Source organism: Exobacillus caeni (assembly GCF_005747095.1).
In the GTDB taxonomy this organism is placed as follows: domain Bacteria; phylum Bacillota; class Bacilli; order Bacillales; family Guptibacillaceae; genus Exobacillus; species Exobacillus caeni.
Map to the genome: position 1 here is coordinate 39265 of NZ_SWLG01000018.1, position 24510 is coordinate 63774.

28 protein-coding genes and 1 riboswitch are annotated in these 24510 nt (G+C 41.4%); of the genes, 3 read left to right on the plus strand and 25 right to left on the minus strand.

The window, feature by feature from the left end:
• Positions 1 to 67: 67 nt before the first annotated feature.
• The 12 genes from lysA to FCL54_RS19400 all read right to left on the minus strand — a co-directional run bounded on the left by lysA (position 68) and on the right by FCL54_RS19400 (position 10081).
• The gene (gene lysA / locus FCL54_RS19345) at positions 68 to 1393 is read right to left on the minus strand and encodes a diaminopimelate decarboxylase (protein WP_138128583.1); all 1326 of its coding nucleotides are present in this window, start codon (positions 1391 to 1393) and stop codon (positions 68 to 70) included.
• A 204-nt stretch (positions 1394 to 1597) separates the two neighbouring features.
• Positions 1598 to 1774: riboswitch (Lysine riboswitch) on the minus strand.
• A gap of 244 nt (positions 1775 to 2018) precedes the next feature.
• Positions 2019 to 3488, minus strand: coding sequence for a spore germination protein (locus FCL54_RS19350; RefSeq protein WP_138128584.1), 1470 nt, complete (start codon positions 3486 to 3488; stop codon positions 2019 to 2021).
• A complete protein-coding gene (spoVAEA, locus tag FCL54_RS19355) occupies positions 3439 to 4050 on the minus strand; it encodes a stage V sporulation protein SpoVABEA (RefSeq protein WP_138128585.1) in 612 nt (203 codons plus the stop codon). The genes FCL54_RS19350 and spoVAEA overlap by 50 nt, the downstream gene beginning before the upstream one ends.
• Positions 4051 to 4056: 6 nt before the next feature.
• Positions 4057 to 4407, minus strand: coding sequence for a stage V sporulation protein AE (spoVAE, locus tag FCL54_RS19360; protein ID WP_138128586.1), 351 nt, complete (start codon positions 4405 to 4407; stop codon positions 4057 to 4059).
• Entirely contained in the window at positions 4407 to 5420 is a 1014-nt protein-coding gene (spoVAD, locus tag FCL54_RS19365) for a stage V sporulation protein AD (RefSeq protein ID WP_138128587.1), read from the minus strand. Before spoVAD ends, spoVAE begins: the two co-directional genes overlap by 1 nt.
• Positions 5421 to 5434: 14 nt before the next feature.
• Positions 5435 to 5893 carry a stage V sporulation protein AC gene (spoVAC, locus tag FCL54_RS19370; RefSeq protein ID WP_138128588.1) on the minus strand — a complete coding sequence of 153 codons (459 nt, stop codon included), beginning with the start codon at positions 5891 to 5893 and terminating at the stop codon, positions 5435 to 5437.
• Between the two features lie 12 nt (positions 5894 to 5905).
• Entirely contained in the window at positions 5906 to 6328 is a 423-nt protein-coding gene (locus FCL54_RS19375) for a stage V sporulation protein AB (RefSeq protein WP_138128589.1), read from the minus strand.
• Positions 6318 to 6941, minus strand: a complete 624-nt coding sequence (locus FCL54_RS19380) for a stage V sporulation protein AA (RefSeq protein ID WP_138128590.1) — start codon at positions 6939 to 6941, stop codon at positions 6318 to 6320. Before FCL54_RS19380 ends, FCL54_RS19375 begins: the two co-directional genes overlap by 11 nt.
• A gap of 272 nt (positions 6942 to 7213) precedes the next feature.
• The gene (gene sigF, locus FCL54_RS19385; protein WP_138128591.1) at positions 7214 to 7972 is read right to left on the minus strand and encodes an RNA polymerase sporulation sigma factor SigF; all 759 of its coding nucleotides are present in this window, start codon (positions 7970 to 7972) and stop codon (positions 7214 to 7216) included.
• 12 nt (positions 7973 to 7984) lie between these two features.
• Positions 7985 to 8425 (minus strand): anti-sigma F factor, encoded by a 441-nt coding sequence (gene spoIIAB, locus FCL54_RS19390; protein ID WP_138128592.1) that lies wholly within the window; start codon positions 8423 to 8425, stop codon positions 7985 to 7987.
• Positions 8426 to 8427: 2 nt separating this feature from the next.
• Complete coding sequence (gene spoIIAA, locus FCL54_RS19395) at positions 8428 to 8778, minus strand: anti-sigma F factor antagonist (protein ID WP_138128593.1); 351 nt, start codon at positions 8776 to 8778, stop codon at positions 8428 to 8430.
• Positions 8779 to 8911: 133 nt separating this feature from the next.
• A complete protein-coding gene (locus FCL54_RS19400; RefSeq protein ID WP_138128594.1) occupies positions 8912 to 10081 on the minus strand; it encodes a D-alanyl-D-alanine carboxypeptidase family protein in 1170 nt (389 codons plus the stop codon).
• A gap of 189 nt (positions 10082 to 10270) precedes the next feature.
• On the opposite strand from FCL54_RS19400, the gene FCL54_RS19405 reads away from it, so the two are divergent.
• A complete protein-coding gene (locus tag FCL54_RS19405; RefSeq protein WP_138128595.1) occupies positions 10271 to 10558 on the plus strand; it encodes a hypothetical protein in 288 nt (95 codons plus the stop codon).
• A 772-nt stretch (positions 10559 to 11330) separates the two neighbouring features.
• On the opposite strand, the gene FCL54_RS19410 is transcribed toward FCL54_RS19405, so the two are convergent.
• From FCL54_RS19410 to FCL54_RS19450, 9 genes are all read right to left on the minus strand, one after another.
• Positions 11331 to 12638, minus strand: coding sequence for a pyrimidine-nucleoside phosphorylase (locus FCL54_RS19410; RefSeq protein WP_138128596.1), 1308 nt, complete (start codon positions 12636 to 12638; stop codon positions 11331 to 11333).
• A gap of 47 nt (positions 12639 to 12685) precedes the next feature.
• Entirely contained in the window at positions 12686 to 13498 is an 813-nt protein-coding gene (locus FCL54_RS19415; protein ID WP_425467154.1) for a purine-nucleoside phosphorylase, read from the minus strand.
• 38 nt (positions 13499 to 13536) lie between these two features.
• Positions 13537 to 14718: a phosphopentomutase gene (gene deoB, locus FCL54_RS19420; protein ID WP_138128598.1), complete on the minus strand. Its 1182-nt coding sequence runs from the start codon at positions 14716 to 14718 to the stop codon at positions 13537 to 13539.
• 194 nt (positions 14719 to 14912) lie between these two features.
• Positions 14913 to 15803, minus strand: a complete 891-nt coding sequence (gene xerD / locus FCL54_RS19425; protein ID WP_138128599.1) for a site-specific tyrosine recombinase XerD — start codon at positions 15801 to 15803, stop codon at positions 14913 to 14915.
• A 15-nt stretch (positions 15804 to 15818) separates the two neighbouring features.
• The gene (locus tag FCL54_RS19430) at positions 15819 to 16049 is read right to left on the minus strand and encodes a YqzK family protein (protein ID WP_138128600.1); all 231 of its coding nucleotides are present in this window, start codon (positions 16047 to 16049) and stop codon (positions 15819 to 15821) included.
• Between the two features lie 138 nt (positions 16050 to 16187).
• Positions 16188 to 16637, minus strand: coding sequence for a ferric iron uptake transcriptional regulator (gene fur, locus FCL54_RS19435; protein ID WP_138128601.1), 450 nt, complete (start codon positions 16635 to 16637; stop codon positions 16188 to 16190).
• A 138-nt stretch (positions 16638 to 16775) separates the two neighbouring features.
• Positions 16776 to 17414, minus strand: coding sequence for a stage II sporulation protein M (gene spoIIM, locus FCL54_RS19440; RefSeq protein WP_138128602.1), 639 nt, complete (start codon positions 17412 to 17414; stop codon positions 16776 to 16778).
• A 548-nt stretch (positions 17415 to 17962) separates the two neighbouring features.
• On the minus strand, positions 17963 to 19123 hold the full coding sequence (locus tag FCL54_RS19445) for a TIGR00375 family protein (RefSeq protein ID WP_138128603.1): 1161 nt from the start codon (positions 19121 to 19123) through the stop codon (positions 17963 to 17965).
• A gap of 11 nt (positions 19124 to 19134) precedes the next feature.
• Entirely contained in the window at positions 19135 to 19671 is a 537-nt protein-coding gene (locus tag FCL54_RS19450) for an NUDIX hydrolase (RefSeq protein WP_138128604.1), read from the minus strand.
• Positions 19672 to 19795: 124 nt separating this feature from the next.
• On the opposite strand from FCL54_RS19450, the gene mciZ reads away from it, so the two are divergent.
• Positions 19796 to 19960, plus strand: coding sequence for a Z-ring formation inhibitor MciZ (gene mciZ, locus FCL54_RS19455; protein WP_138128605.1), 165 nt, complete (start codon positions 19796 to 19798; stop codon positions 19958 to 19960).
• 45 nt (positions 19961 to 20005) lie between these two features.
• Here the strand turns inward: mciZ and FCL54_RS19460 are convergent, their stop codons facing one another.
• The gene (locus tag FCL54_RS19460) at positions 20006 to 20545 is read right to left on the minus strand and encodes a cysteine hydrolase family protein (RefSeq protein ID WP_246055351.1); all 540 of its coding nucleotides are present in this window, start codon (positions 20543 to 20545) and stop codon (positions 20006 to 20008) included.
• Between the two features lie 154 nt (positions 20546 to 20699).
• Here FCL54_RS19460 and FCL54_RS19465 point away from each other — a divergent pair, with 154 nt between their 5' ends.
• Positions 20700 to 21611 carry an aldo/keto reductase gene (locus FCL54_RS19465; RefSeq protein ID WP_138128607.1) on the plus strand — a complete coding sequence of 304 codons (912 nt, stop codon included), beginning with the start codon at positions 20700 to 20702 and terminating at the stop codon, positions 21609 to 21611.
• 72 nt (positions 21612 to 21683) lie between these two features.
• Here FCL54_RS19465 and FCL54_RS19470 read toward each other — a convergent pair whose 3' ends face one another.
• Genes FCL54_RS19470 through FCL54_RS19480 form a run of 3 tightly spaced genes read right to left on the minus strand, consistent with a single transcriptional unit; the run spans position 21684 to position 24292 of the window.
• The gene (locus FCL54_RS19470) at positions 21684 to 22361 is read right to left on the minus strand and encodes a CoA transferase subunit B (protein WP_246055352.1); all 678 of its coding nucleotides are present in this window, start codon (positions 22359 to 22361) and stop codon (positions 21684 to 21686) included.
• An 11-nt stretch (positions 22362 to 22372) separates the two neighbouring features.
• Positions 22373 to 23059 (minus strand): CoA transferase subunit A, encoded by a 687-nt coding sequence (locus FCL54_RS19475; protein ID WP_138128608.1) that lies wholly within the window; start codon positions 23057 to 23059, stop codon positions 22373 to 22375.
• Positions 23060 to 23104: 45 nt separating this feature from the next.
• Positions 23105 to 24292: an acetyl-CoA C-acetyltransferase gene (locus tag FCL54_RS19480; RefSeq protein ID WP_138128609.1), complete on the minus strand. Its 1188-nt coding sequence runs from the start codon at positions 24290 to 24292 to the stop codon at positions 23105 to 23107.
• Positions 24293 to 24510 lie beyond the last annotated feature (218 nt).

The following is a 24510-nucleotide window of genomic DNA, read 5'->3' on the forward strand; positions in this document are numbered from 1 at the left end:
TCCTGATCAGCGATAAATTTCAAAATCAAATCCATTATAGCACAAGCATGTTAAAATTACTCATTTGCTATACTTTCGAAACCATACTTTGCTTTAATGGAAGATCATGACTGATGAGATCTTCATATGTTTCTCGCTTTACAACAAGCTGTGCATCGCCGTTTTCAACGAAAACAACCGCCGGGCGCGGCAATCTGTTATAATTGTTAGCCATCGAATATCCGTATGCTCCTGTACAAAATACAGCAAGGTAATCTCCAGCTTCCGCAGTCGGCAATTGCTGGTCCCAGATCAGCATATCGCCTGACTCGCAGCATTTTCCGGCTATGGAATATGATTCATTTCTAACTTCTGTTACTTTGTTCGCAATCACTGCTTCATATTTTGCCTGATACAAAGCAGGCCTTAAATTATCGCTCATGCCGCCGTCCACAGCAAGGTATCGTCTGAGTGAAGGTATTTCTTTTTGAGAGCCGACCTTATAAAGGGTTGTTCCGGCGTCTCCCACCAAAGATCGTCCCGGCTCAATCCAAATTTCAGGTAGCGGAAGGCCCTGTTCATGAGAATGTTTTGTTACCGCTTTAACCATCGCTTCTACATACTCTTCTGCGGGAATAGGCTGGTCCTGCTCTGTATAACGGATACCGAATCCGCCACCTAGATTTAAAACTCGCGGCCTGTATGAGAACGTTTCATTCCATTTCGAGATATAAGAGTAGATCGTCTCTACGGCTTTAACAAAACCGATTGTTTCAAATATTTGAGATCCGATATGGCAATGCAATCCTAACAAGTCTAGACGTTTATTTTCCAGAATTATTCTGATTGCTCTTTCGACCTGGCCGCTCTTAAGGTCGAATCCAAATTTTGAATCTTCCTGGCCTGTAGTGATATATTCATGCGTATGGGCTTCAACCCCCGGTGTTATCCTGAGCAAGATAGAAGGATGGAATCCGTAGTCATCCGATACTTCTTCTAACAGGGATAACTCATAAAAATTATCCACTACAAAACAACCTATGTTTGCTCGAACTGCCATTTCAATTTCTTCTCTACTCTTATTATTTCCATGAAAATGGATCTTTTCGGCAGGAAAACCTGCTTTTAAAGCAGTAAAGAGTTCTCCACCAGACACAACATCAAGGCTCAAGTTTTCTTCCTGAATGACCTGTAAGAGCGCCATACAAGAAAAAGCTTTGCTGGCGTATGCAACCTGATGATTAATACCTGCTTCTTCAAATGCACGTTTAAAGCTTCTTGCACGTCCCCTGATCAACTCCACATCGTAAATATACAGTGGCGTCCCGAATTCTTTTCCAAGATCAACAGTATCTATACCACCGATCGTAAGATTACCTTTTTCATTTATTGAACCTGTACCGTTAACTATCAAATGAATATCTCCTCTCCTCTTTTTACAAAGCATAGGCAAAACCTATCCACAGCTTGCAAAGAGCTTGTTTTTTATTTTTTCTGTGTTTTAAAAGGGATTTATGCACCGGAGTATTAATTAACGGTTTATGGACATGTCTCGGTAAAAAAATAAGAAAAACAGCCCAACATGAAAGAGGCTGTTTTTCTGATCCGTTTCCCCATAAGTTGGTTTAGCACTCCACCGCTATTTCGGTGACAGTCTGCTGCCTGTTCGGCAACAGCCCAGCAACCATAGAATGGATTCCATGATCGCTTCGGCAAATTGACCTTTCAAATATTTTCATCGCTTTCCATTAAGCTCCAATATTTTACTTTTTCTCTTTGCGCCTCTATCCCCATTATAAAATGAGTCTATATTATTGTTATGATTTAAAATACCATAACTTCATCCAATCATCAAGAAAAAAATTCTGGCCCTAGAGGTTCCTATTTTATTTCAAAAGCCTCTTTACTTGTACAGTATTGTCTTTGTCGGGAATTTAAACAACATGCTTTTAGAGATGAATTGCTTTTACGTTATAACTATTCATGCACACTCCTGCATATTCCCATTTAACATCAAATTCACGATCGAACAGTATTTTCTAAACAGGCTGTTTCTTTTTGTTCTGGGGCCTTGTAATTTCAGGACGGTAATTCGTCAAAGGCACAGATACTCTTACCACCACCTGCATCATCGATTTAAAATTGAAAGGAATAAACGGCCATAAGTAAGGAGTGTTCAATACAGTTAGCCTTGTTAAAAACAGGATCAATACTGTAACGCCAATAACCAGCCCAGGGACTTTAAAGATCGCCACCAGAATTAACAGGAAGATCCGGACGAGTTTATTGGCAACACTCATCTCATAGCTCGGTGTCGCAAAGGATCCGACCGCGGCCACTGCTACATACAATATGACTTCCGGTACAAACAGTCCGACATCAATTGCGATTTGCCCTATTAGAACTGCTGCGATCAAACCCATTGCTGTTGAAAGGGGGGTGGGGGTGTGGATAGCAGCCATTCTCAATATATCGATTCCTAGTTCTGCAAATAAGATCTGCCAGAGTACAGGGACATTAGAATCCTTATTTGGGCCGATAAAATCAATGGAGCCTGGCAATAGATCAGATTGCAATACAAAAAGTAACCAGATCGGAAGAAGAAATACTGCAGCAGCCATTCCGGCAAACCGGGCCCATCTTAAGTAGGCACCTGACAACGGTGCCTGCCTGTATTCTTCGGCATGCTGTACATGATGAAAAAAAGTAGTGGGAGTTATCACGACACTCGGTGATGTATCAACAATTATCAAGACATGCCCCTCAAATAAGTGGCTTGATGCAACATCTGGCCTTTCCGTATACCTAACTAGCGGAAATGGGTTATATCCCTGCTTGACAATAAATTCTTCCACCGTCTTATCTGCCATAGGAAGTCCATCTATCTTAATAGCTGATAACTTTTCTTTAATAAGTTTGACGAGATCTGGATCTGCTACATCCTCTAAGTAGGTGATACAAACATCCGTTTTTGACCTCTCACCTATTTGTATCATTTCATTTCGCAGCCTCTCATCCCTGATTCGCCTTCTCGTTAAGGCCGTATTTTCAATTATATTCTCTGTAAAACCATCACGGGATCCTCTGACTACCTTTTCAGTATCCGGTTCTTGTGGGGGACGGCCCGGATATTTTCTTACATCGATGATTAATGCTTCTTCCTGTCCATCCATGAAAATAACGATAAGTCCTGAAAGGAGTCGGTCAACCGCTTCATCAAACGTTTTGGCAACCTGGACCTGCTGGTGCGGCAGCCGGTTTTTGACCACTTTTTTTAAATGAGTGGTCAACCGTTGTGATGAATCGAGCTCCATCAACTCTTCCATGATTTCTACAATAATAGTCGTATCGCATAAGCCAGTGCAGTAATAGAATTGAACTTCTTTGTTTAGAATGGAAAGCTTTCGAATACCCAGATCAAAACTTTTTCCTATTCCGATTCGATCTTTTAAGTATTCTTCATTTTCCTTTATTTTTTTGCGAATTGGTTCCTTGTTTTTTTCCGGCATAATATTCGCTCCTTTCGAGCAATATCTCCACTGCTTTTTTTGTAACTGGAGAACCCCGCTTCGCATCATCAAGGCCTGCCATTTTTCCGATATCGCCTATTCCAATCACGTACGGCAAATCTAATTCGTCTAAGACTGATACTGTATCACCATTAATTCTTCCAAGTTCCACATCTGGCACACCACTTTTATCTACTCCATACTCTGTAAGGTTTCCGTAACGGTCAATACTGATGTTTACCTTGGACCATTCGAGGGAGTGGGCGTTCGATGCAACCGCTATGGCTCCCACAACTTCAATGTCGGGGTGGCTGGCTACGGTTTTCATTGCCGATTCCCCTTTTCCTTCTCCTTTATAACCACAATCATCAAACATCACGAAAACGGGATCGTAGGGAGCCTGGTGGATCAACTTTACGAGCTCATTCCCGCTTCGTTCACTCGGATTGCCAAAAGACTGGCTGATACACCTACCGCCGATCGCTTTTGCAACCGTTTCGATTGCTTTCAAGGCATATAAGTCACCGTCCGTCACGAGAATGACCCGTTTTTTTCCTTGCATCTTGACTCACCCCTTTGGTTTGAAGAAAAGGGCTACCAGAAATCCAAAAAGAATAGCAGATGAAATTCCTGCTGATGTAAGCTTAAAAATACCAGTGGCAAGACCGACAAATCCATGTTTGTCAGCTTCAGCCATCGCCCCGTGCAACAGGGAATGACCGAAACTTGTTATCGGTACGGTAGCACCTGCCCCGGCAAAGTCAATCAATCGATCATAAAGGCCAAATCCATCCAGAACAGCTCCTATAACTACGAATGAGGTCATCACGTGTGCAGGAGTGAGCTTAAATACATCAAATAAAAGCTGTCCAATAACACAAATCGCTCCTCCCACAATAAATGCAATTAAATATTCCATCACATCTTCCCTCCTGTTGATTCAAACACAACACCATGAGCGATTGTTGGAATGCTTTCTTTTTGTTGAATCATAACAGGACTTAGCAGTGCTCCTGTTGCTACAACAAATATTTTATTAAGGTTCCCTTTTATTAACTCTTCCATTAGATGGCCATAAGTTACAACAGCCGAGCAAGCACACCCGCTGCCTCCTGAGAATACAGGCTGATCAGAATTAAAAATCATCAGGCCACAGTCATTATGAACATCCCGGACATCATATCCTTTTTCTAATAACATATCTTTGACAATAGGTGAGCCGACTGCTGATAAGTCACCTGTAACAATTAAGTCAAAATCATCTGGAGAACTGTTTGTATCTTTGAAGTGAGCAGAGATCGTATCTGCTGCAGCGGGTGCCATCGCTGATCCCATATCGAAAGGGTCCTTGATCCCCCAATCGAACACTTTTCCTATTGTAGAAGCTGTGATTTGAATACCTGACGACTGCCGTCCCAACAGAGCAGCTCCCGCTCCAGTTACGGTATAGGTAGCGGTTCCCGGTTTCTGTCCTCCATATTCAGTCGGGTAGCGAAACTGTCTTTCTGCTGTTGCATTATGGCTGCTCACAGCTGCCAGAATATTATCTGCAAACCCACCTTCAATTAGGCTAGCTCCTAGTGCAACTGACTCCATCGAAGTTGAACAAGCACCAAACAAACCAAGAAAAGGAATTTTATTTCCTCTTGCTACATAGTTTGCAGTAACAATCTGATTTAATAAATCTCCAGCAAGGAAAAAGTCAACTCCGTATGGTTGCATAGCCCCTTTTTTCAAACAGAAATCAATCGCATCTTCCATTAACTTCCGCTCTGCCAATTCCCAGTTTTCTTCACCACAATGAAGTTCATCGTACACTTTATCAAAAGTACTGGATAGAGGTCCGTTCGCTTCATCGGGACCAACGGCTGTACCGGTAGATTGCAAAAAGACGTTCGAAAAGCTCCATGTTTGTGTTCCTATTTTAGGCATTCAGTTCACCTGCTTTATAAAAGTTTTTCAAACAATAACCGGACCATTCCGACAATATAAGCGGCCACTACTCCAAAAACAATAACAGCACCAGCCAGTTTAAATAAATTTGTTGCAATTCCGAGAACAACACCTTCGCTTTTGTGCTCGAGTGCAGCACTGGTAATGGAGTTAGCGAATCCTGTAACAGGAACAGCAGACCCGGCTCCTGCAAATTGACCAATTTTGTCGTAAACTCCCATGCCAGTAAGCAATGCTGCGAATAAGATTAATGTTGCAACTGTTGGGTTTCCAGCAGTTTGCTCGGTAAAGTTAAAAAAGTAAATATAGAAATTGGAAATCACCTGTCCTATCGCACAGATAAACCCACCTACAATAAACGCCTTCAAACAATTAGCCAGATACGGAGGTTTTGGCTGGTAACTTTTCACATTGTTTTTATACTCGTTCTTATCGTTAATCTGCTTATTCATTCCATCACTCCTTTAGCGAAATACAAAGTAAGTCCAGTGAAACAAAGAACCGCAAATCTTTCCCAGTACGATTGCCATTAAAATTATGAGCAGTTTATCAACGACGCCGATCCGTTTTGCTAAGATTGGAAAAACATTAATCACTTCTGTTAAAGCAGCAGCTAAAAGACCTATAAAAATGCCGCACGCCAATCCTATCGGTATAAGCCAGAAAGCAGAAAGGTGAAACTGAGCATTGCGTAATGTAATCAAACTCGTAACAGTCGTTCCAAGAACAATGCTCCATTCATAAAAACGGATAAGGTGCTCTGTCTTTGATAATTGCGTCAATCTTGGGATAATCCCCAGTACAGTCAAAAAAGCCACAAAGCCAGCTCCGACAGCGATACCTTCCGCAAACCCGATCAACATCGCGAAAAGGACTCTACTTGTCATTCAAGTTCTTCTCACTTTCCTTGTTTTCATGCATGATGATATATAGATCAAGATCCTGCTGATAGTTAAACATTTCTACCTCAAGAGGGCTTGGTTCTTCGTTGAACCGTTTTCTAAAAAGATGGTTAAAAAAAAGAACCATTCCAATACCTAACCCCAGAGAATAAGGGATCTGAAGCATCAACGGCGTTGGATTATCGATTCCTGTAATCAATCTATAAATTCTCTGATGGACTTCCTGCATGCTCACATCTTCATGGAAATTCATAATAGCAAGTCCTGAACCGATAAAAAGCAGAAACCAGATGAGGATAAAATAGATCGTGGAAACCCTGCGTTTCGGATATTGTATTTCTACAATCGTTTGGGCTGGACCGATCGTTTGGATATCTAATGCTGGCAAGTGTTCCTGTATTTTTTCAACTACCTTCATAACATCCACGACAAGCAGATTTTTATCGGATGGTTTTATTCGGTACATTTCCATTTCAGCAATATGACCGGCTGTATTATCGGATGAGATAAGTTGGGCCAGGTCTCCTACTGTGATTAATTGCTGAGGCTTCACTTTCAGCTTTTGTCTCATCCTTAGATACAAAACTGCCGATGCCATCAGCCTCATCTCCTTTTTGTCCTATTCAGCATGCAACAAGTTATTGGTATTAGTATGCTTGATTCCATAATCTCTCATTCCAGCAGGTTTGAGGTACCATTAATTGGCACAGAATAACGCAATGAAGCTCACCGATTGACGAGCATTTTTTGAAATATTGGTTTTATATTTAAATCGTGTTACTACTCCCTTCAGGGTTGTATATTCTTATCGCATAAAAAACACCCCGAAAAGTTAGTTTTTCACTCTAACTTTTCGGGGTCGGTACCGATTCATTTGCTCATCTGCTCTTTGATTTGCTTTAATATTTTCTTTTCCAGCCTGGATACCTGCACCTGTGAAATTCCCAGGCGTTCAGCTACTTCCGATTGCGTCTGATCTTTATAGTATCTTAAGTAAACGATAAGCCTCTCACGTTCTTCGAGATTTTGAAGTGCCTCCTGCAATGCAATTTTATCAAACCACTTCGTCTCGGATTGGTCAGCAATCTGGTCCAGCAAGGTTATCGGGTCCCCATCGTTTTCATATACCGTTTCATGAATGGAGGAAGGGGCACGTACCGCCTCCTGTGCAAGCACAATTTCCTCAGGAGTTGTCTCAAGTTTTTCTGCAATTTCGTTGATTGTGGGGTTTCTTCCTAATTCTTTCGATAGTTCATCTTTAATTTTTCGAATCTTATTTCCTGTTTCTTTTAATGACCTGCTTACTTTTACCGTTCCATCATCACGGATAAATCGTTGTATTTCACCAATAATCATCGGAACTGCATAGGTCGAAAATTTTACATCGAAGGAAAGATCGAATTTATCTACAGACTTTAGCAACCCGATACAGCCAATCTGAAAAAGGTCGTCCGGCTCGTAACCCCGGTTTAAGAACCTCTGCACAACAGACCACACAAGCCTCATGTTCTTTTGGACAATGGTGTCCCTTGCATCCTGGTCACCATCTTGACTGCGCCGAATCAGTTCTTTCACTTCGCTGTCCTTTAACTGTGAACTATTCTTTTCTTTTTTTACCTCCACGTCCATATGCAGTTCCCCTTAATTGCATAACGCTTTGTTTTTTGATAAATACTTGGTTAAATGAATAGTTGTTCCTTCTTGAGCAGAAGTAAAAATTTCTACTTCATCCATAAAGTTTTCCATAATGGTAAAGCCCATTCCGGAGCGTTCTAATTCCGGTTTAGTCGTATATAGCGGTTGGCGGGCTTCTTCAATATTATTGATTCCAATACCTTCATCACGAATTGTCAATTTAACAGTGTCATCTTCCAGGACAACAGTAATGTATACCATCCCATCAGGATGGTTCTCATACCCATGGATAATGGCATTTGTGACCGCTTCTGAGACCACTGTTTTAATTTCTGTCAACTCATCGACGGTTGGGTCCAATTGGGTAATAAAAGCCGCTACTGTCACACGTGCAAACGATTCATTCTGGCTGAGGGCGGAGAACTCTAGGTTCATCTTGTTATTCATCATTATGCCACCCCCAGCGTCATCAGCGCATGCTGTTCATTTTCTTCCAGTCGGATAATCTTAAACATGCCAGACATCTCAAACAACCGTTTTACCGCAGGAGAAATAGCACAAACGACCATTTCTCCGCCAGAGCTTTTCACTTTATTGTAACGGCCAAGAATAACTCCTAATCCGGAACTGTCCATAAAGGATAAAGCTTCAAGGTTTAAAACAATATGCTCAATTCGGTTTTCCTCAATCGTGTGATCCACCTTGCTCCTTAAATCCTCTGCCGTATGATGGTCCAATTCACCTACTAATCTGATTAACAAAACATTATTTCTGGTCTCAAGGTTAATTGAAAGACTCACATAGCTCGCCTCCTTAAGTTTAAGCTAGTGAGTCTTTTCTCTTTAAGTTGGGCAAATTCCTTCCCGATGACAAAACTAGTGCCTATTCGATTGGTTTAGCTAACTGCCGACTGCCATTCCCGAGTAAAGTCGATTATAGTGATGGAGCTTTTGAAAATTGCCCTAACGTTCGTTTGAAAAGCTGCCACCAGGATGCTGTTTTGACCTCTTCAGAAGACAGCAAAGCAGATTCTGTTACGGCTTTCCCATCCACTTTTACAATCAATTTCCCTACCTCATCCCCTTTTTTAATAGGGGACACGAGCGTTTTATCCATTTTGGCTTCCGTTGTTACTTCCTTTTCTTTGTCGGCTTTCTTCATCAACACAGAAACGCGTTCCGATGTAACTGCAGTTAAAGTTGCCTTATTCCCTTTGCTAACTTTTACTTTTTTAACAATCTGGTGCCTATCGTATAATTTATGGGTTTTATACTGGCTGAAAGCATAATCAAGCATTTTAGAAACCTCTGTATTTCTTTCTTTAGAGGTAGGTGCTCCCATTACAACCGCAATAATCCTCATGTCGCCTTTTTGTGCTGTAGCGGTTAAACAGTATTTCGCTTCCCTGGTAAACCCGGTTTTCAGACCGTCAACACCGGGATAAAATTTCACCAGTTTATTCGTATTGACCAACCAAAACTTCCGATCTGTATCTTCTCTTAAATAATCTTCATATTTACCGGTATACTTCGTAATCAAATCATACTTTAGCAATTCCTTTGCCATAACGGCCATATCCTTTGCGGTTGAATAATGGTCATCGGCTGGCAGTCCGGTAGGATTTGCAAAATGTGTATTTTTCAAGCCAAGTTCTTTTACTTTTTTATTCATCATGTCGACGAATCCTTCCTCAGATCCTCCGATCGCCTCAGCCATAGCTACAGAAGCATCATTTCCTGATGCTATCGCAATTCCTTTTAAAAGTTCATTAACGGTCATTTCTTCGCCTGCTTCAAGAAAGATCTGCGATCCTCCCATTGAAGCTGCATGTTCACTCGCTCTCACTTTTTCATCTAAATTTATTTTTCCATCCTCGATCGCTTCCATGATTAACAGCATCGTCATAATTTTGGTCATACTAGCTGGAGGAAGTTTTTCTTCACTGTTTTTATCATATAAGACTTCTCCTGTATCTCTCTCCATCAAAATAGCAGATGCAGATTTTTCGGCTATTTTTTGCTTTGTTTCTTTTGCACCAGCTAAGTTTGCAAAAGATCCGAAGCAGAGAACAAAACTAATAATAACGACGGTAAAACGGACCATCACTATCCCTCCATTCTTAGTACTACCATGTTTTCCATTTTTTATCTTTTTTATACAAATAAACCAGAAGGATGTTTCCGGGATTTCTAAACGTATAATTCAGAACCATAATACCCATTCTTTTTTCCAAAAATAAGGAATACATTGAAACAAAAATATATTTACTTTATTTTTCATGGAGGTGTTATTTTGGAATTTACCTATTCCATTGAAAATGTTTCATTTTTGGAAAATAAACTGAAGGAATGCATCAAGTGGGAAAGAAATTATTATAGTGATTTATTATCAAAACATGGAGCACTTCTATTTCATGATACTGTTTCTTCAAGGGAAATTTTTATATTGAAACAATTGATAAATAATCAGGAGAAAATAGAGGAAATGATTAGTCATATAAAAAAAGGCATCACAGTTACGATGACCTACGAGGAATACGATGAACTTTTTTATCGTTTATTAACAATCAAATATGGATAATAACTATTATCTAATGGCTCCAATAGCATCTTCCCCCTGTCTACCACAGTGGTTTTTAACCCTGGTTTTTTTCTAAAAGATTGGTTTTTTTTGCACAAAAGCGATAAACAGCGACATAACGGATGGATGTCCGCTGCGGAAATACACTACGCTTTCCGCGGGCTCGCGCTGAGCCTCCTCACTCGCACAAAACACTCCTTGCGGGGTCTCAATGTCTTCGCTGTACCGCAGGAGTCTACGTGTATTTCCTTCGTTAAGCTGTGCTTTGACGTTCCACATCTTTGAAAAACGTCAATTGATTGGAGCAGAGGGCAGTCGACTCCTCGAAAATGTATTCACATTTCCTTCGTGCGATGTAACCCTGCCGAAGCCTTCCTTGTCCTACGGGAAAATCAACAGCTGAAGATCCCGCGGTGGAGGCGAACGCCAAGAGACGTATGGATTGTACTGAACCGCATGGAGATAAGAAACAACGCCGGAACGAAAGAGAGTCGATGTTGCCTTATCGCAAGGAGGTGAGGGAAATCCACTAGTCTCTATGAGCCGGAACTGGACTGGCGGTTTTTCTGACCAGGAAGCTGAAGCGTTGCCCAGGAAAGCGAACTGACCGGAGTGGAAATCAATGCTGTAATTACGCCGCAGTTCATCTCAACTGTGCAGCTTATAAAGCAACATAGTATGTGAAAAGTGCCTTTATCTTTTATAAAGTCAGTAAAACAAAAAAGGTTGACTCAAAATATGCTTCAGCCAGCATGTTGAGTCAACCTTTTGCCTATTCTCCTGTAACTTCTTTGTAGATCAAGGTTGGTGCTTGGACAGGGTTCGGAGTGATGGAAAATGCCTGTTGGATCTTGTCGATCACTTCTTTATTATCCTTTTGGTTAGAATGGATTTCTACTATTGGTTCCCCTTGTTCAACACTGTCGCCAATTTTCTTCTTCAGGACCAGGCCTACCGCCAGGTCTATTTCCGATTCTTTTGTTGCCCTTCCAGCGCCAAGAAGCATTGCAGCTGTTCCTATTTCGTTTGCTACAATACTCTCTACTGTTCCGCTTTTAGGCGCTGGAACATCTATAACGAAACTAGCAGACGGAAGCTGTTCAGGATTATCGACCACTGTTGCGTCTCCCCCCTGGGAAGAGATAAACGTTTTAAACGTTTCAAGTGCTTTGCCGTTTGAAATACTTTCTTTTAACATTTCTCGTGCTGCTTGCACAGATTCCGCTTTATTTGCTAAATAAACCATATAGCTTCCCAATGTGAGGCAAAGTTCTTCTAAGTCTTTTGGACCGTTTCCTCTGAGCGTATCGATTGCCTCCCGTACTTCCAGAGCGTTGCCTACTGCAAATCCTAACGGCTGGTTCATATCTGAGATTACAGCCATTGTATTTCTTCCAACAGAGTTTCCGATATCAACCATGGCATGTGCGAGTTCTTCCGCGTCTTTGAGGTCTTTCATAAATGCACCAGAGCCAGTTTTCACATCCAGCACAATGGCATCTGCACCCGATGCGATTTTTTTACTCATAATGGAACTGGCAATAAGAGGTATTGATTCCACCGTTGCGGTAACATCCCGTAAGCCATATAATTTTTTATCAGCAGGAGTCAGGTTTCCACTCTGGCCGACAACCGCTACCTTATTTTTGTTAACAAGGTCGATAAACTCCTCGTTCGTAATCTCCACATGAAAACCTGGAACAGCTTCCAGCTTATCAATCGTGCCACCAGTATGCCCCAGTCCTCTTCCTGACATCTTGGCTACCGGAACACCTAAAGAAGCAACAAGGGGAGCAAGGACAAGCGTTGTAGTATCCCCTACACCACCTGTGGAATGCTTGTCCACTTTAACTCCTTCGATACCTGATAAATCAATTTGGTCGCCCGATTCCACCATCGCCATCGTCAGTGCTGCTCGCTCGTCACTCGTCATATCCCGAAAAAAAACTGCCATTGAAAATGCAGACATCTGATAATCAGGAATTTCATCATTCGTATATCCCTGGATCATAAATTTTATTTCTTCCTGTGTTAGTGCTGAACCGTTACGCTTCTTTTCTATCAAATCCACCATTCTCATCGTGTTGGTCCCCTTTCTCTCTGACAGCTTAAAGGTTAAAAACCAAACTACATGTTTTCAACTGTATTTTTTACGAGTGCCAGGAAGTTTTCTCTAACCTTCTCGGTTGTTTCGATCACTTCTTCATGATTCAGCGGCTGTTCAAGAATTCCTGCTGCCATATTAGAAATACAAGAGATGCCAAGCACTTCCATCCCGGCATGACGAGCGACAATTACTTCAGGCACTGTAGACATCCCAACTGCGTCTCCCCCGAGCGTTCTGATCATTCTTATTTCTGCAGGTGTTTCATAAGTAGGACCGCTCATACCTATGTAGACGCCTTTTTGAAGTTTCATACCAAGATCGGTTGCTGTTTTGTGCGCTATATCTTGCAGCTGTTTAGAATATGCCGTTGACATATCAGGAAAGCGAACACCCATATCCTTATCATTCGGTCCGATCAAAGGGTTCGTTCCCATAAAATTAATATGGTCTTCGATCACCATGAGGTCTCCTGGCTCGAAGCTTTCATTAACTCCTCCTGCAGCATTCGTCACGATAACAGTATCGATCCCCAATTCTCGCATCACACGAACCGGGAATGTAACTTTATCCATGCTGTAGCCTTCATAAAAATGAAAGCGTCCCTGCATAGCAGCTACATTTTTTCCTTTTAGTTGGCCAAAAACAAATTGCCCTGCATGCCCTTCAACTGTCGAAACAGGGAAGTTTGGAATGTCTTCATATGAAATTTTAACGGGATTTTCTATTTCATCGGCAAGTACGCCGAGCCCTGATCCAAGAATTAATCCCAGGGAAGGTTGAAACGTAACTTTTTGTTTAATAAAAGATGCAGCATCTTTAATTTCTTGTCTAATGACTGCCAAATCGGATTCCTCCCTACCAAAAACTGAATTTATTTCTTTAACTGATTTAAAAAGCTTTGACCATGTTCCGGCATTTTCACTCCAAAGTTATCTGCAACAGTAGCACCTATATCAGCAAATGTTTTTCGTAATCCCAGGTCCTTCCCCTCATCGATTCCTTTGTAATAGGCGACCAATGGTACATATTCCCGGGTATGATCTGTACCTTGATGGACTGGATCATTTCCATGGTCAGCTGTGATTAGTAGTAAATCATCTTCTCTTAGCTTTTCGAGAACTTCCGGAAGACGCTCGTCATACGCCTCAAGTGCATTGCCATATCCTTCAGGATCTCTTCTGTGACCATATTTCGCATCAAAATCAACAAGGTTCAAGAAGCTAAGCCCTTCGAAATCCATATCCTGTGATTGGACCAATTTATCCATACCGTCCATGTTTGACTCTGTCCTGATCGCCTTTGTGACGCCTTCCCCATCATAAATATCAGATATCTTTCCAAGCGCGATCACATTAAAGTTTTCATCCTTCAACTCATTCATAACCGTACGTCCGAAAGGCTTTAACGCATAGTCATGCCTATTAGCTGTCCTTTCGAAGTTCCCAGGATCCCCAACAAAGGGCCTTGCAATCACACGGCCGACCATGTATTCTTTTCTCTTTGTAATTTCGCGAGCAATTTCGCAAATATGATATAATTCATCAATCGGTACGACATCTTCATGTGCAGCGATTTGAAGAACAGAATCGGCTGAAGTGTATACAATGAGTGCTCCTGTTTCCATATGCTCTTTGCCTAATTCCTTAATAATCTCAGTTCCGGAAGCAGGTTTGTTTCCGATCACTTTCCTTTTCGTCCTTTTTTCCAGTTCTGAAATAAGTTCTTCCGGAAACCCATCCGGAAATGTTCGAAACGGTTGTTCAATATGTAAGCCCATAATTTCCCAGTGGCCTGTCATCGTATCTTTCCCATTGGATGCTTCTTCCATTTTTGCATAATGCGCAAGCGGAGAAGGAGATTCTTTTATCCCCTGGACTTCTCTTATATTTCCAAGACCGAGCTTTTCCATGTTAGGCATCTTTAATCCACCCATGTGATCGGCGATGTGTCCAAGTGTATCTGCACCCTTGTCCCCAAAATCTTCAGCGTCTGATGCTTCCCCGATCCCTACAGAATCCAGTACGATTAAAAAGATTCTTTTAAAAGTTGACATAAAACAGCCTCCGTTCTTTTTTTATTTACAGTCAATCTTTGCTCATTTAAGTACTATTCCCGTTGTATGAGCTAAAAAAACGGCAATAAACTCTTCAAAACTCTCAAACAAAACTTTAAAAATCCGTATCGAATATAAAGAAAAAGAAAACTCGGCTTTGGCCAAGTAGTATAATAAAACAGAAAAAAAGAGCCTTATGCTCTTGGGTGGTAAGTAGAATAAATATCTTTTAATCTGGTTTTGGTCACATGTGTGTATATCTGAGTCGTTGATATATCAGCATGTCCAAGAAGTTCCTGAACTGCACGCAAATCAGCCCCATTTTCAAGTAGATGGGTAGCAAACGAATGCCTCAACGTATGGGGGGTCAATGGTTTATTAATGTTTGCTTCTAATGCAAGTTTCTTTAGTATTTTCCAAAAGCCCTGCCGTGACAAGTGTTCCCCATGATGATTCAAAAAAAGAGAATCAGATTTTTTCCCTTTTAAAAGCTGGGGACGCCCTTTTTCAATATAATCAGTCAAAGCCTTTTTGGCCATTTTCCCAAGCGGAACAATGCGCTCTTTATTTCCCTTTCCAAGAGTCCGTATAAACCCCATCGTTAAATGGACATCGTTTAACGTGAGCTCAACTAGTTCGGTAACCCGGAGCCCTGTCGCATATAGCACTTCAAGCATCGCCTTATCTCTTAAACCAAAGGCATTATTAGCTTTCGGGGCTTCCATAAGTGTTTCAACTTCTGCAGTTGAAAGTATCTTCGGCAACTTTCTTTCTGTCTTCGGTGTTTCAATATGCACGGAAGGATCCTGCTCCGCTGCTTTTTCACGCAACAAAAACTGGTGAAACGCCCTGATGCTTGCAACGTTCCTTGCGATGGTGGCAGAAGCTTTTCCAGAGTCCTTCAACTGGTAAAGAAAATTTAAAATATGAACTCTTCTCACATCATTAAAGGATTGGATAGATTCTTTTTCTTTTAAAAAATCCGTGTATTGATTTAAGTCCCTTCGATACGCATCCAGTGTATTTTGCGACAAACTTCTCTCAACAATCAAATAATGCAAAAAATCTTGCACATTTTCTTTCATAACTGGTACGCTCCTCTACTCACCGTTACGCAAAAAGTATTGCAAACGATCTCCCCACGTACTGCCAGCGTCTGTCGTCTCCATCTGGATCACTTTTACAGCTTTTCCCTGGGGCTCATCATAACGATGGTAGTTTTGATATTCCTGGTTTACCCAGAGTAACCCATAATAAAAAAGTAGAGTACATATTGTAAAAAGGCCAAAAACTTTTACCGTATCCCAGACTAACACTATCCCTTTTCTCATCCTATCACTCCCAGACTCCTTATCATCCTATTAAAAGATATGACAAAGGAGACACTTTTTATACGTTCAACCCGGGATTTGATTTAAAAAAGATAGATAGAAAGCCAGTAAAGCGATATGTACCTACAAAGATGGTAATTATTCAACACCATCTTCCTGGCAACGGTGGCAAATTCCATGAAACGTTAAACGGTGATCTTTTATTTTAAACTTCCAATCTCGTTCAACTACCTGTTCGACATCGCCCAGAAGGTCTTCCTGAATTTCATCGACAGAACCACATTCAATACAAACAAGATGGTGATGAAAGTGCGCAGCACCTTCTTGCCTCAAATCAAAACGTGAGACTCCGTCTCCAAAATTAATTTTATCGACAATTTTAAGTTCAGCAAGAAGTTCCAGTGTTCGATATACCGTTGCAAGGCCGATTTCAGGAGATTTTTCTTTTACTAACAAATAAACATCTTCAGCACTTAAATGATCCTCTTCATTTTCAAGCAAGACTCTTACCGTAGCTTCACGCTGCGGAGTCAATTTGTAACTTTGAGAATGAAGCTGCTTTTTAATTCGATCGATTCTGCTTTCCATTTCCCATACCCTCCCTCGACCGACTAACAACTTCATTATAATCACTGCCTAAAAGGGTGTCAAATTAAAATAATTATAATCAAAAACGGATATTTTTTATCACTTTATAATTATTATAAATTACTAAAGCGTTATATATTAAAAAATTGATCCGACAACCGCCTTTATAAGTAACGGAGAGATGTATGCTTCAAACACGGAAGCTAATCCAAGTATTAATCCGACTGTCACTACCAGTAAAGAATACCTGAAAAACTGTGGTAGGATAGGCTCGGTTCGCTGTTTTACAAATAACTGCCTCATCACCTTTAAAGAAAAAGTTACAGAAGCGGTGCCTACAATGATAAAAGCCGGTACAGATAAAACGTTCTGCGGAAGCACAGACACGAATGAAAGCATAAATCCCGGCCAGCTCATCTGGTTTACAAGGAACCCCACGGTAAAGCCAACTACGATTCCTTTTAAGAACAGCATAACAAGGATAATCGGAAGCCCAATGATCGTTAGACCGAGTAGCCACATTAAACCAATATACTTCATGTAATGCATAAAGCTCTGTGAGAGCATATCTCCAGAAGATGCAAACTCCCCTTCTGAAACCTGTCCAAAGAAACGGGTTAAATATAAATAGAGATCTTGTTTTTGGGATAAGCTCAAACTGTTTACAATAATAGCTCCGAAAATAATTCCCATTAAAAACAAGACGACAATGAACGTGTAAACAGATAAGTGATCCTGTATATGGCTTGATATGATGCTCTTTACTCTACTTTGCATAATGGCCGCCCTCCTGTAACTGCTTTTGTTCCATTCTATGAATGCAACACAGTCTCTATGACAGGTTGGGCTCAGATATCGTTTTTAGTAGAGAAAATAATAGAGAGACATCTTCTTTAAAGGCTGTTTCGTAATCACTGTTTGGAGGAAGCAGTTAAGGTGTGATCGGGTGGTTAGCCTCCTCGGCGCAAAGCATTATGACGGTGACTACAGTGTTAGCTCTCTGCATTATTTGAGGTCACCAAATCCGTTATTTGTGACAAACGGCCATTTTTTTATAATTATAGGTCACTGGTTCCTCTATTTACCGGGAAAACGCCTATTTTGATTCGCTATCTTGCAAATAGCGGAACTTATGACCTTGTTTTTTTCAAAAGCAGTGTATTTTCACAAATAGAGGATTCAATGACCTATAACTTTAAACCCCTGATTTCCAGGCGTTCATGTATTGTCTAAGATGCCTTGCTCTCATGCTGGCTACTGATGCCCCCATTTCCCAGGGGTCTCTCACCTTAAAACAATAATCTTTTAGAAAGAGCCTTTTTACTTCAATCCACTTTTCCGTACTTTCCTGCTCCCCCAGTCCTTAGTTTCAGTTCTCCATTCCTCGCTTTACCGATTGTTTCTGCTATTTTTTTTGGAACAACTTCAGCCAGGTCCCTTTCAGAAACATAGTGGAGGATCGCCATTTCTGTCCCGAAGTGATCAAGCAATTTTTGGAGTGTTTTTGGCCCGAGGCCCGGAATGAATTCAAGCGGGACCTGATGGAAGTATGGCGGCCTTTCCCTTTGCCTTCCTGATGAATCCGCCAGTTCTTCAAGCCTGTCAAAAACACCTTTCACTAACGTGGTTTCTCCACAAGCAGGACACACATTCGCCGATTCTGGTTCTATTACGGAAAAGCAGCTCGCGCAGCTCGTCCTATGGTACTTCCCAAGCCGGGGATCCAGGCCATAATTTGCGAGAATCTTTCTTCCTCCCTCGTTTCTTAAAGCCATCTTGAATTCTTTATATGTTGAAGCATGAAGTTCCAGCTTTTGATATTCTCTCGCGATTTTCCCAACAGAATGTGCATCTGAGTTAGTGAGAAAGGGGTACCGATTCAGTTCTTGAATCTGATCAGCCATTTGGGTGTCAGAGCTTAACCCCAGCTCAACCGCATCTATTAAAGAAGGATGAAATATTTCAGTTAACGACTTGCTAACACCTTTTCCATATAAACTTTTAAAAGGCGTGAAAATATGGGCAGGAATGAAAAGCCCTCCAAGTTCTTTTGCTTTTTCTTGCAGTGTCTTTGCATCTTCATAAATTCTCTGGGAACTGAGTGTTATATTCTTCATTCTGGCAGAAAGCCAATTGGTAAAATGTTTCATTTTAGAAATATTAGGTAAATAAACTAATACATGAACGGGACCCTTACAGTTTTTATCGTAAAGTTCTATCTCACAGCCGGGTATCAAGGTAAGATTTTCAAATTGTAACCCGCCGTCCTCTAAGGCGACAACGGTCCCATCAGACACTAACCCTTCCAACTCAGATATTACCTCAGGAACATGGCAATCAATAATCCCTATCATATTCATCCCTTTTACCAGGGCAGCTTCTTTCAGGATATTTTGCAACGTTAATGACTTGCTTCCCGTAATTTTTACAGGTCTTCCTGATTCAGTCCTTCCTATATGAATATGAAAATCGGCGAATATTTCCAAAAATCTCACCCTTAAGTTTGTGATTTTAAATACAGAAACGCATATGCGGTTTTCGCATCATGGATGGTCTGATTTTCTACCATTTCTTGCATTTCATCGAGGCTTACTTCCAACACATCAAGAAATTCATCTTCATCCGCATGTTGATCACCTGTTTTTTCAAGACCTTCAGCAACGTAAAGGTGGACGAGTTCATCTGCAAACCCTGGAGAAGTATAGAAAGAAATAATCTTTCTCAGGTTTTCACATTCGTATCCTGTTTCTTCTGCCAGTTCTCTTTTAGCTGTTTCCATCGGGTCTTCACCCGGTTCGAGTTTTCCGGCAGGTATCTCAACGATCGTCTTTTCCAGAGCTTTTCTATATTGTTGTACCATCAGGACCTTTTGGTCGGAAGTAACAGCGATTACCGCTACTGCTCCCGGATGCTTAATCAATTCTCTCTTGCTGGTTTTTCCGTTTGGCAGTTCAACCTCTTCGACCCGGAGATTAATAATTTTGCCGTCATAAATATTTTCTGTTGAAAGGGTCTTTTCCTTTAAATGGTCCACGATATCAACTCCCTGTTCTATGAGTAATAAAATCTACATAAAGTCTATCATAACAGGACATGATTAGTAACATGACGACCCTTATCGCAGGCTTAGCATTCATGAAAATGAAGGAGATGTTTAAATGAAAATCTACATTAAAGAAAAGAGCATTACAATGGTAGGTAAGCCATGGCAAATAAAATCAATGATCAAGCAATATATGCAGCAGTACGAAACAGTGGAAGAATGGATTCAAGGCCCCGAAGGAAAACAACCTAAAAAAGACCACCTGAGGTTGCTTAGTTAATTACAAAAAAAGAAAGCTGCACTATGGCAGCTTTGTGCTGATTTGTTAGACAATCTCTGTCTTAAAAACGGATTTCATATGGTTTAAGAAAACATCATGGTTTTCAGTAAACGTTGCCATTGCGTTTTGATGAGCAACCGTTTTAAAGCCTCTGGCATAAGCGCCATACGCTGTTAAAAAGTCGCATATGTCCGTACATACTCCTGTTAAATGAACTTTCTCCACGTTCTTTGCCTTTAAATGTGATTCAAGGTCTGTGTTAAAGAAGGCATCATACTCAGGTTTTGGTATGTATTTTACATTTTCATCCCCTTTATGTTGTTCGAACCATGCTTTAAGGTCCCCGAATAGCTCCTGTCCCCATGTTCCCTTCACGTTATGTGACGGCCACAATTCAAAGTGTGTATCATTCTCCTCATGCGCATCCATGCAAACCACAACTTCTTGACCTCTGGAAAGAAAGTCATCCGCTAAGTCAATAATATGCTTTACAATCGCCTGTGCCGGTTCCCCTGCTGTAAGGCTTCCTTCACTATGCACAAAATCGTTGCTCATATCAATAATCAACAATGCATTCTTAGCCACTATTAAAGCCCTCCTTTTTGATACTACTATAGCAATTGCCGAGACAAGTGACAAGACACTTATTGCTGAATTTTTCTCTAAGCAATTCATATGTTTGGTTAAAAAAAGTAAAAGCGATAAAATAAAGTTACTACATAAATGCAGGAGGGATTGGATGAAAAAAAACAGACTTGGAAATTCAGAACTTTTTGTAAGTGAAATCGGACTTGGAAGCATGTCCCTTGGCGATGAAAAATACAAAGCGATCCGTATTGTTCATGAAGCAATTGACCAGGGGGTAAATTTCATTGATACCGCCGATCTATATGACTTTGGGGAAAATGAGCAAATTTTAGGCGAAGCCTTAAAAGGAAAAAGGGAAGAAATCATTCTTGCAACAAAAGCCGGTAACAGCTGGAACGAAAATAAGGACAGCTGGCATTGGGATCCCTCAAAAAAGCATATCAAGTCTGCTGTTAAAGATAGCCTGCAGCGCTTAAAAACGGATTATATCGACCTATACCAGCTGCATGGCGGGACGATTGATGATCCTATCGACGAAACGATAGAAGCATTCGAAGAACTAAAGAGTGAGGGGCTTATCCGTTACTATGGTATTTCAAGCATCCGGCCAAACGTGATCCGTGAGTATGTTAAACGGTCTAACATTTCGAGCGTGATGATGCAGTACAGTATTCTTGATCGAAGGCCGGAAGAAGAAATATTGCCTTTGCTGGAGAAAAAGGACATAAGCGTTATAGCAAGGGGCCCACTCGCTAAAGGCATGCTGACTGAAAGAGCGGAAGAGAAAATCAAAGATAACGGATTTTTAGATTATTCGAAAGAAGAGATTCTACAATTAAATAACAAACTCTCAGAGTTGACCAGCAAAGAGTTTTCCAAAACACAATTAGCATTACGGTACCCGTTAAGCAACCCTGCAGTAGCAACCGTTATTCCGGGTGCCAGCAGCGTCGAACAGCTCCTGGATAACGTATCTGCCCAGAACTCCCCTTCGCTTTCTGATAAACAGGTTTCTTATATCAAGGAAATATCCAAAGTAAATAAGTATGATAAACACAGATAAAGAAGACATGCCGAGATACGCTTTTGTTGAATAATGAAAAAAAAGACAGGGATGTTATCCCTGTCCAATCCTTTAATAAGCTTCAAGTTTAACGTCTTCATCTACAATCAGTTCTGGCTCTGTGTCATTCTTAATATCTTCAACGGTAAACCCTCTGGCAACCTCGACTAATTTCAATCCTTCTTCTGTCACATCGATAACCGCTCTATCGGTAATGATACGGTCGACCACACCTTCTCCTGTCAAAGGTAGACTGCAGGAATCCAAAATCTTTGACTCACCGTTTTTATTCACATGGTCCATGATAACGACAATGCGCTTCGCACCGTGCACAAGGTCCATCGCTCCGCCCATTCCTTTGATCATTTTTCCGGGAATCATCCAGTTGGCAAGGTCTCCATCTTTTGAAACTTCCATACCTCCAAGGATCGCAACATCGATATGGCCTCCGCGGATCATGGCAAATGATTCTGCGCTGTCAAAATAAGCAGCTCCTTTAATAGCCGTAACCGTTTCTTTCCCTGCATTGATTAAATCCGGATCAACTTTGTTTTCCTCGGGGTACGGACCTATTCCAAGAAGACCGTTTTCCGATTGCAGCACTACTGTTTTATCCTCAGGAATATGGTTTGCTACAAGCGTCGGCATTCCGATTCCTAGATTAACGTAAAATCCGTCTTGAATTTCCTTTTCTGCTCTTCTAGCAATTTTTTCGCGAACTTTTGCTTTTTCTTCTCTTGTCATCGCCATTCTATCGCCTCCTATCGAGTCGTTAAACGTTCTATGCGTTTTTCTTGCTCTCCAACAATCAGCTTTTGGACATAGATCCCCGGTGTATGCACTTCATCCGGATCGATTTCTCCCGCATCAACAAGTTCTTCCACTTCCGCGATCGTTACTTTTCCGGCAGCAGCAATCATCGGGTTAAAGTTTCTGGCGGTTTTATTAAAAACGAGGTTCCCCATCGTATCCGCTTTCGCAGCTCTGACCAGACTAAAGTCTGCTGTGATTCCCCTCTCAAGCAAATAATCCTTACCGTCAAAGTTACGTACTTCTCTTCCTTCTGCTAGGGGAGTACCAACTCCAGCAGGTGTATAAAACGCAGGAATACCAGCACCGCCGGCACGGATTTTTTCTGCGAGAGTTCCCTGTGGAGTCAGCTCAACTTCAAGCTCTCCAGACAGTACCTGACGTTCAAATTCCTTGTTTTCACCCACATAAGAGCCGACCATTTTTTTTATCTGTTTATTTTTCAATAAGAGGCCGAGTCCCCAGTCATCCACTCCACAGTTATTCGAAATAACCGTTAAATCTTTTACACCTGTATTTTTTAGTGCAATAATTAAATTTTCCGGAATCCCTACTAACCCAAAGCCTCCGACAAGAATGGTTGCACCGTCCTTAATGTCTTTTACGGCATCATCAAATGACGTCAACACTTCTTTCATTCTGTTCACTCCTTTGAAATATGTACTAAATTTAAAGCGCTTACATTAAGGGCGTTCTACTATTGTCGCTACACCCTGTCCACCGCCAATACAAAGTGTTGCAAGCCCGTATTTCCCGTTTCGGCGTTCCAGTTCATGCAACAGCGTAACAAGGATTCTTGTGCCGCTTGCACCGATCGGATGCCCGAGTGCGATCGCACCGCCGTTAACGTTAAGAATATCGTTATTAAAGTCCAGGTCTCTTCCTACTGCCAAAGACTGGGCTGCAAATGCTTCGTTCGCCTCGATTAAATCTATATCCTTGATTGAAACCCCTGCTCGCTCAAGCGCTTTTTTGGTAGCAGGTACCGGTCCTAATCCCATCACACTTGGATCGACGCCGCCGCTTGCGTTCGATTTAATAATCGCCAAAGGTTTTACTCCAAGTTCTTCCGCCTTTTTCCTGCTCATTAAGACAACTGCTGCAGCTCCGTCGTTAATTCCAGAAGCATTTCCTGCTGTTACCATGCCATCCTTTTTGAAAGCTGGACGAAGTTTACCAAGTTTTTCAGCTGAAGTATTTGCTTTTACGTACTCATCCTGATCAAATATAACCGGATCGCCTTTACGCTGTGGAATAGAAACTGGTACTATTTCATCTTTAAAACGCCCCGCTTCGATTGCTTCAGAAGCCTTCTTCTGGCTTTCCGCAGAAAATTTATCCAGCTCTTCACGAGATAACTTATATGAATCACAAAGGTTCTCAGCGGTTATTCCCATATGATAATCATTGAAAGCACACCAGAGACCGTCTTTTATCATGCTGTCCACTACTTTTTTATCGCCCATCCGGTATCCTTCACGAGCACCTTCCAAAAGATAAGGTGCCTGGCTCATATTTTCCATCCCGCCAGCTACCACAATCTCTTGATCTCCTAAAAGAATGGACTGTGCTGCTAAATGAACCGCTTTCAAACCTGAACCGCAAACTTTATTTATCGTCATCGATGGAGTGGTTTCAGGCAAACCTGCCTTCATCGCAGCCTGGCGTGCAGGATTCTGCCCTAATCCCGCCTGTAAGACATTACCCATGATTACTTCCTCGACCTGGTCCCCTTTGACTCCCGCTCTTTCAAGCGCCGATTTAATTACTAATGCTCCAAGCTCAGGAGCAGAAACATCTTTCAAACCCCCGCCAAAGGAGCCAATTGGTGTTCTTACTGCACTAACGATGACTACATCTTGCTGTGACATAATGGTTTCCTCCTTTTTATATTGGCTCTATAAAAGATTGTTTTAAGGAACAACGAAGGAAAGCACCTGCGACCTTCCAATAACCCCAGGTTTAATAATCGGTTTACAAGAGCGTAGCGAATAGATTCGTTGTGTCCCTACCTTCGTCAAGCTTGTATAAAAGAAGCCTGGCCACAAAAGAACAAAAAGTTTCCAAATAGAGCCATTATGTTAGAAAG

Coding starts and splice junctions, on each gene's coding strand:
- FCL54_RS19465 (WP_138128607.1), top strand. CDS start 20,700: ATGAAAAAAAACAGACTTGGAAATTCAGAACTTTTTGTAAGTGAAATC.
- FCL54_RS19400 (WP_138128594.1), bottom strand. CDS start 10,081: ATGGTCCGTTTTACCGTCGTTATTATTAGTTTTGTTCTCTGCTTCGGA.
- FCL54_RS19350 (WP_138128584.1), bottom strand. CDS start 3,488: ATGCCGGAAAAAAACAAGGAACCAATTCGCAAAAAAATAAAGGAAAAT.
- FCL54_RS19430 (WP_138128600.1), bottom strand. CDS start 16,049: ATGAGAAAAGGGATAGTGTTAGTCTGGGATACGGTAAAAGTTTTTGGC.
- xerD (WP_138128599.1), bottom strand. CDS start 15,803: ATGAAAGAAAATGTGCAAGATTTTTTGCATTATTTGATTGTTGAGAGA.
- FCL54_RS19480 (WP_138128609.1), bottom strand. CDS start 24,292: ATGTCACAGCAAGATGTAGTCATCGTTAGTGCAGTAAGAACACCAATT.
- FCL54_RS19380 (WP_138128590.1), bottom strand. CDS start 6,941: ATGGCATCGGCAGTTTTGTATCTAAGGATGAGACAAAAGCTGAAAGTG.
- spoVAD (WP_138128587.1), bottom strand. CDS start 5,420: ATGCCTAAAATAGGAACACAAACATGGAGCTTTTCGAACGTCTTTTTG.
- spoVAE (WP_138128586.1), bottom strand. CDS start 4,407: ATGGAATATTTAATTGCATTTATTGTGGGAGGAGCGATTTGTGTTATT.
- spoIIAB (WP_138128592.1), bottom strand. CDS start 8,425: ATGAATAACAAGATGAACCTAGAGTTCTCCGCCCTCAGCCAGAATGAA.
- spoVAEA (WP_138128585.1), bottom strand. CDS start 4,050: ATGCAAGGAAAAAAACGGGTCATTCTCGTGACGGACGGTGACTTATAT.
- FCL54_RS19375 (WP_138128589.1), bottom strand. CDS start 6,328: ATGACAAGTAGAGTCCTTTTCGCGATGTTGATCGGGTTTGCGGAAGGT.
- spoIIM (WP_138128602.1), bottom strand. CDS start 17,414: ATGCAAAGTAGAGTAAAGAGCATCATATCAAGCCATATACAGGATCAC.
- spoVAC (WP_138128588.1), bottom strand. CDS start 5,893: ATGAATAAGCAGATTAACGATAAGAACGAGTATAAAAACAATGTGAAA.
- mciZ (WP_138128605.1), top strand. CDS start 19,796: ATGAAAATCTACATTAAAGAAAAGAGCATTACAATGGTAGGTAAGCCA.
- fur (WP_138128601.1), bottom strand. CDS start 16,637: ATGGAAAGCAGAATCGATCGAATTAAAAAGCAGCTTCATTCTCAAAGT.
- deoB (WP_138128598.1), bottom strand. CDS start 14,718: ATGTCAACTTTTAAAAGAATCTTTTTAATCGTACTGGATTCTGTAGGG.
- FCL54_RS19470 (WP_246055352.1), bottom strand. CDS start 22,361: ATGGCGATGACAAGAGAAGAAAAAGCAAAAGTTCGCGAAAAAATTGCT.
- FCL54_RS19475 (WP_138128608.1), bottom strand. CDS start 23,059: ATGAAAGAAGTGTTGACGTCATTTGATGATGCCGTAAAAGACATTAAG.
- sigF (WP_138128591.1), bottom strand. CDS start 7,972: ATGGACGTGGAGGTAAAAAAAGAAAAGAATAGTTCACAGTTAAAGGAC.
- FCL54_RS19410 (WP_138128596.1), bottom strand. CDS start 12,638: ATGAGAATGGTGGATTTGATAGAAAAGAAGCGTAACGGTTCAGCACTA.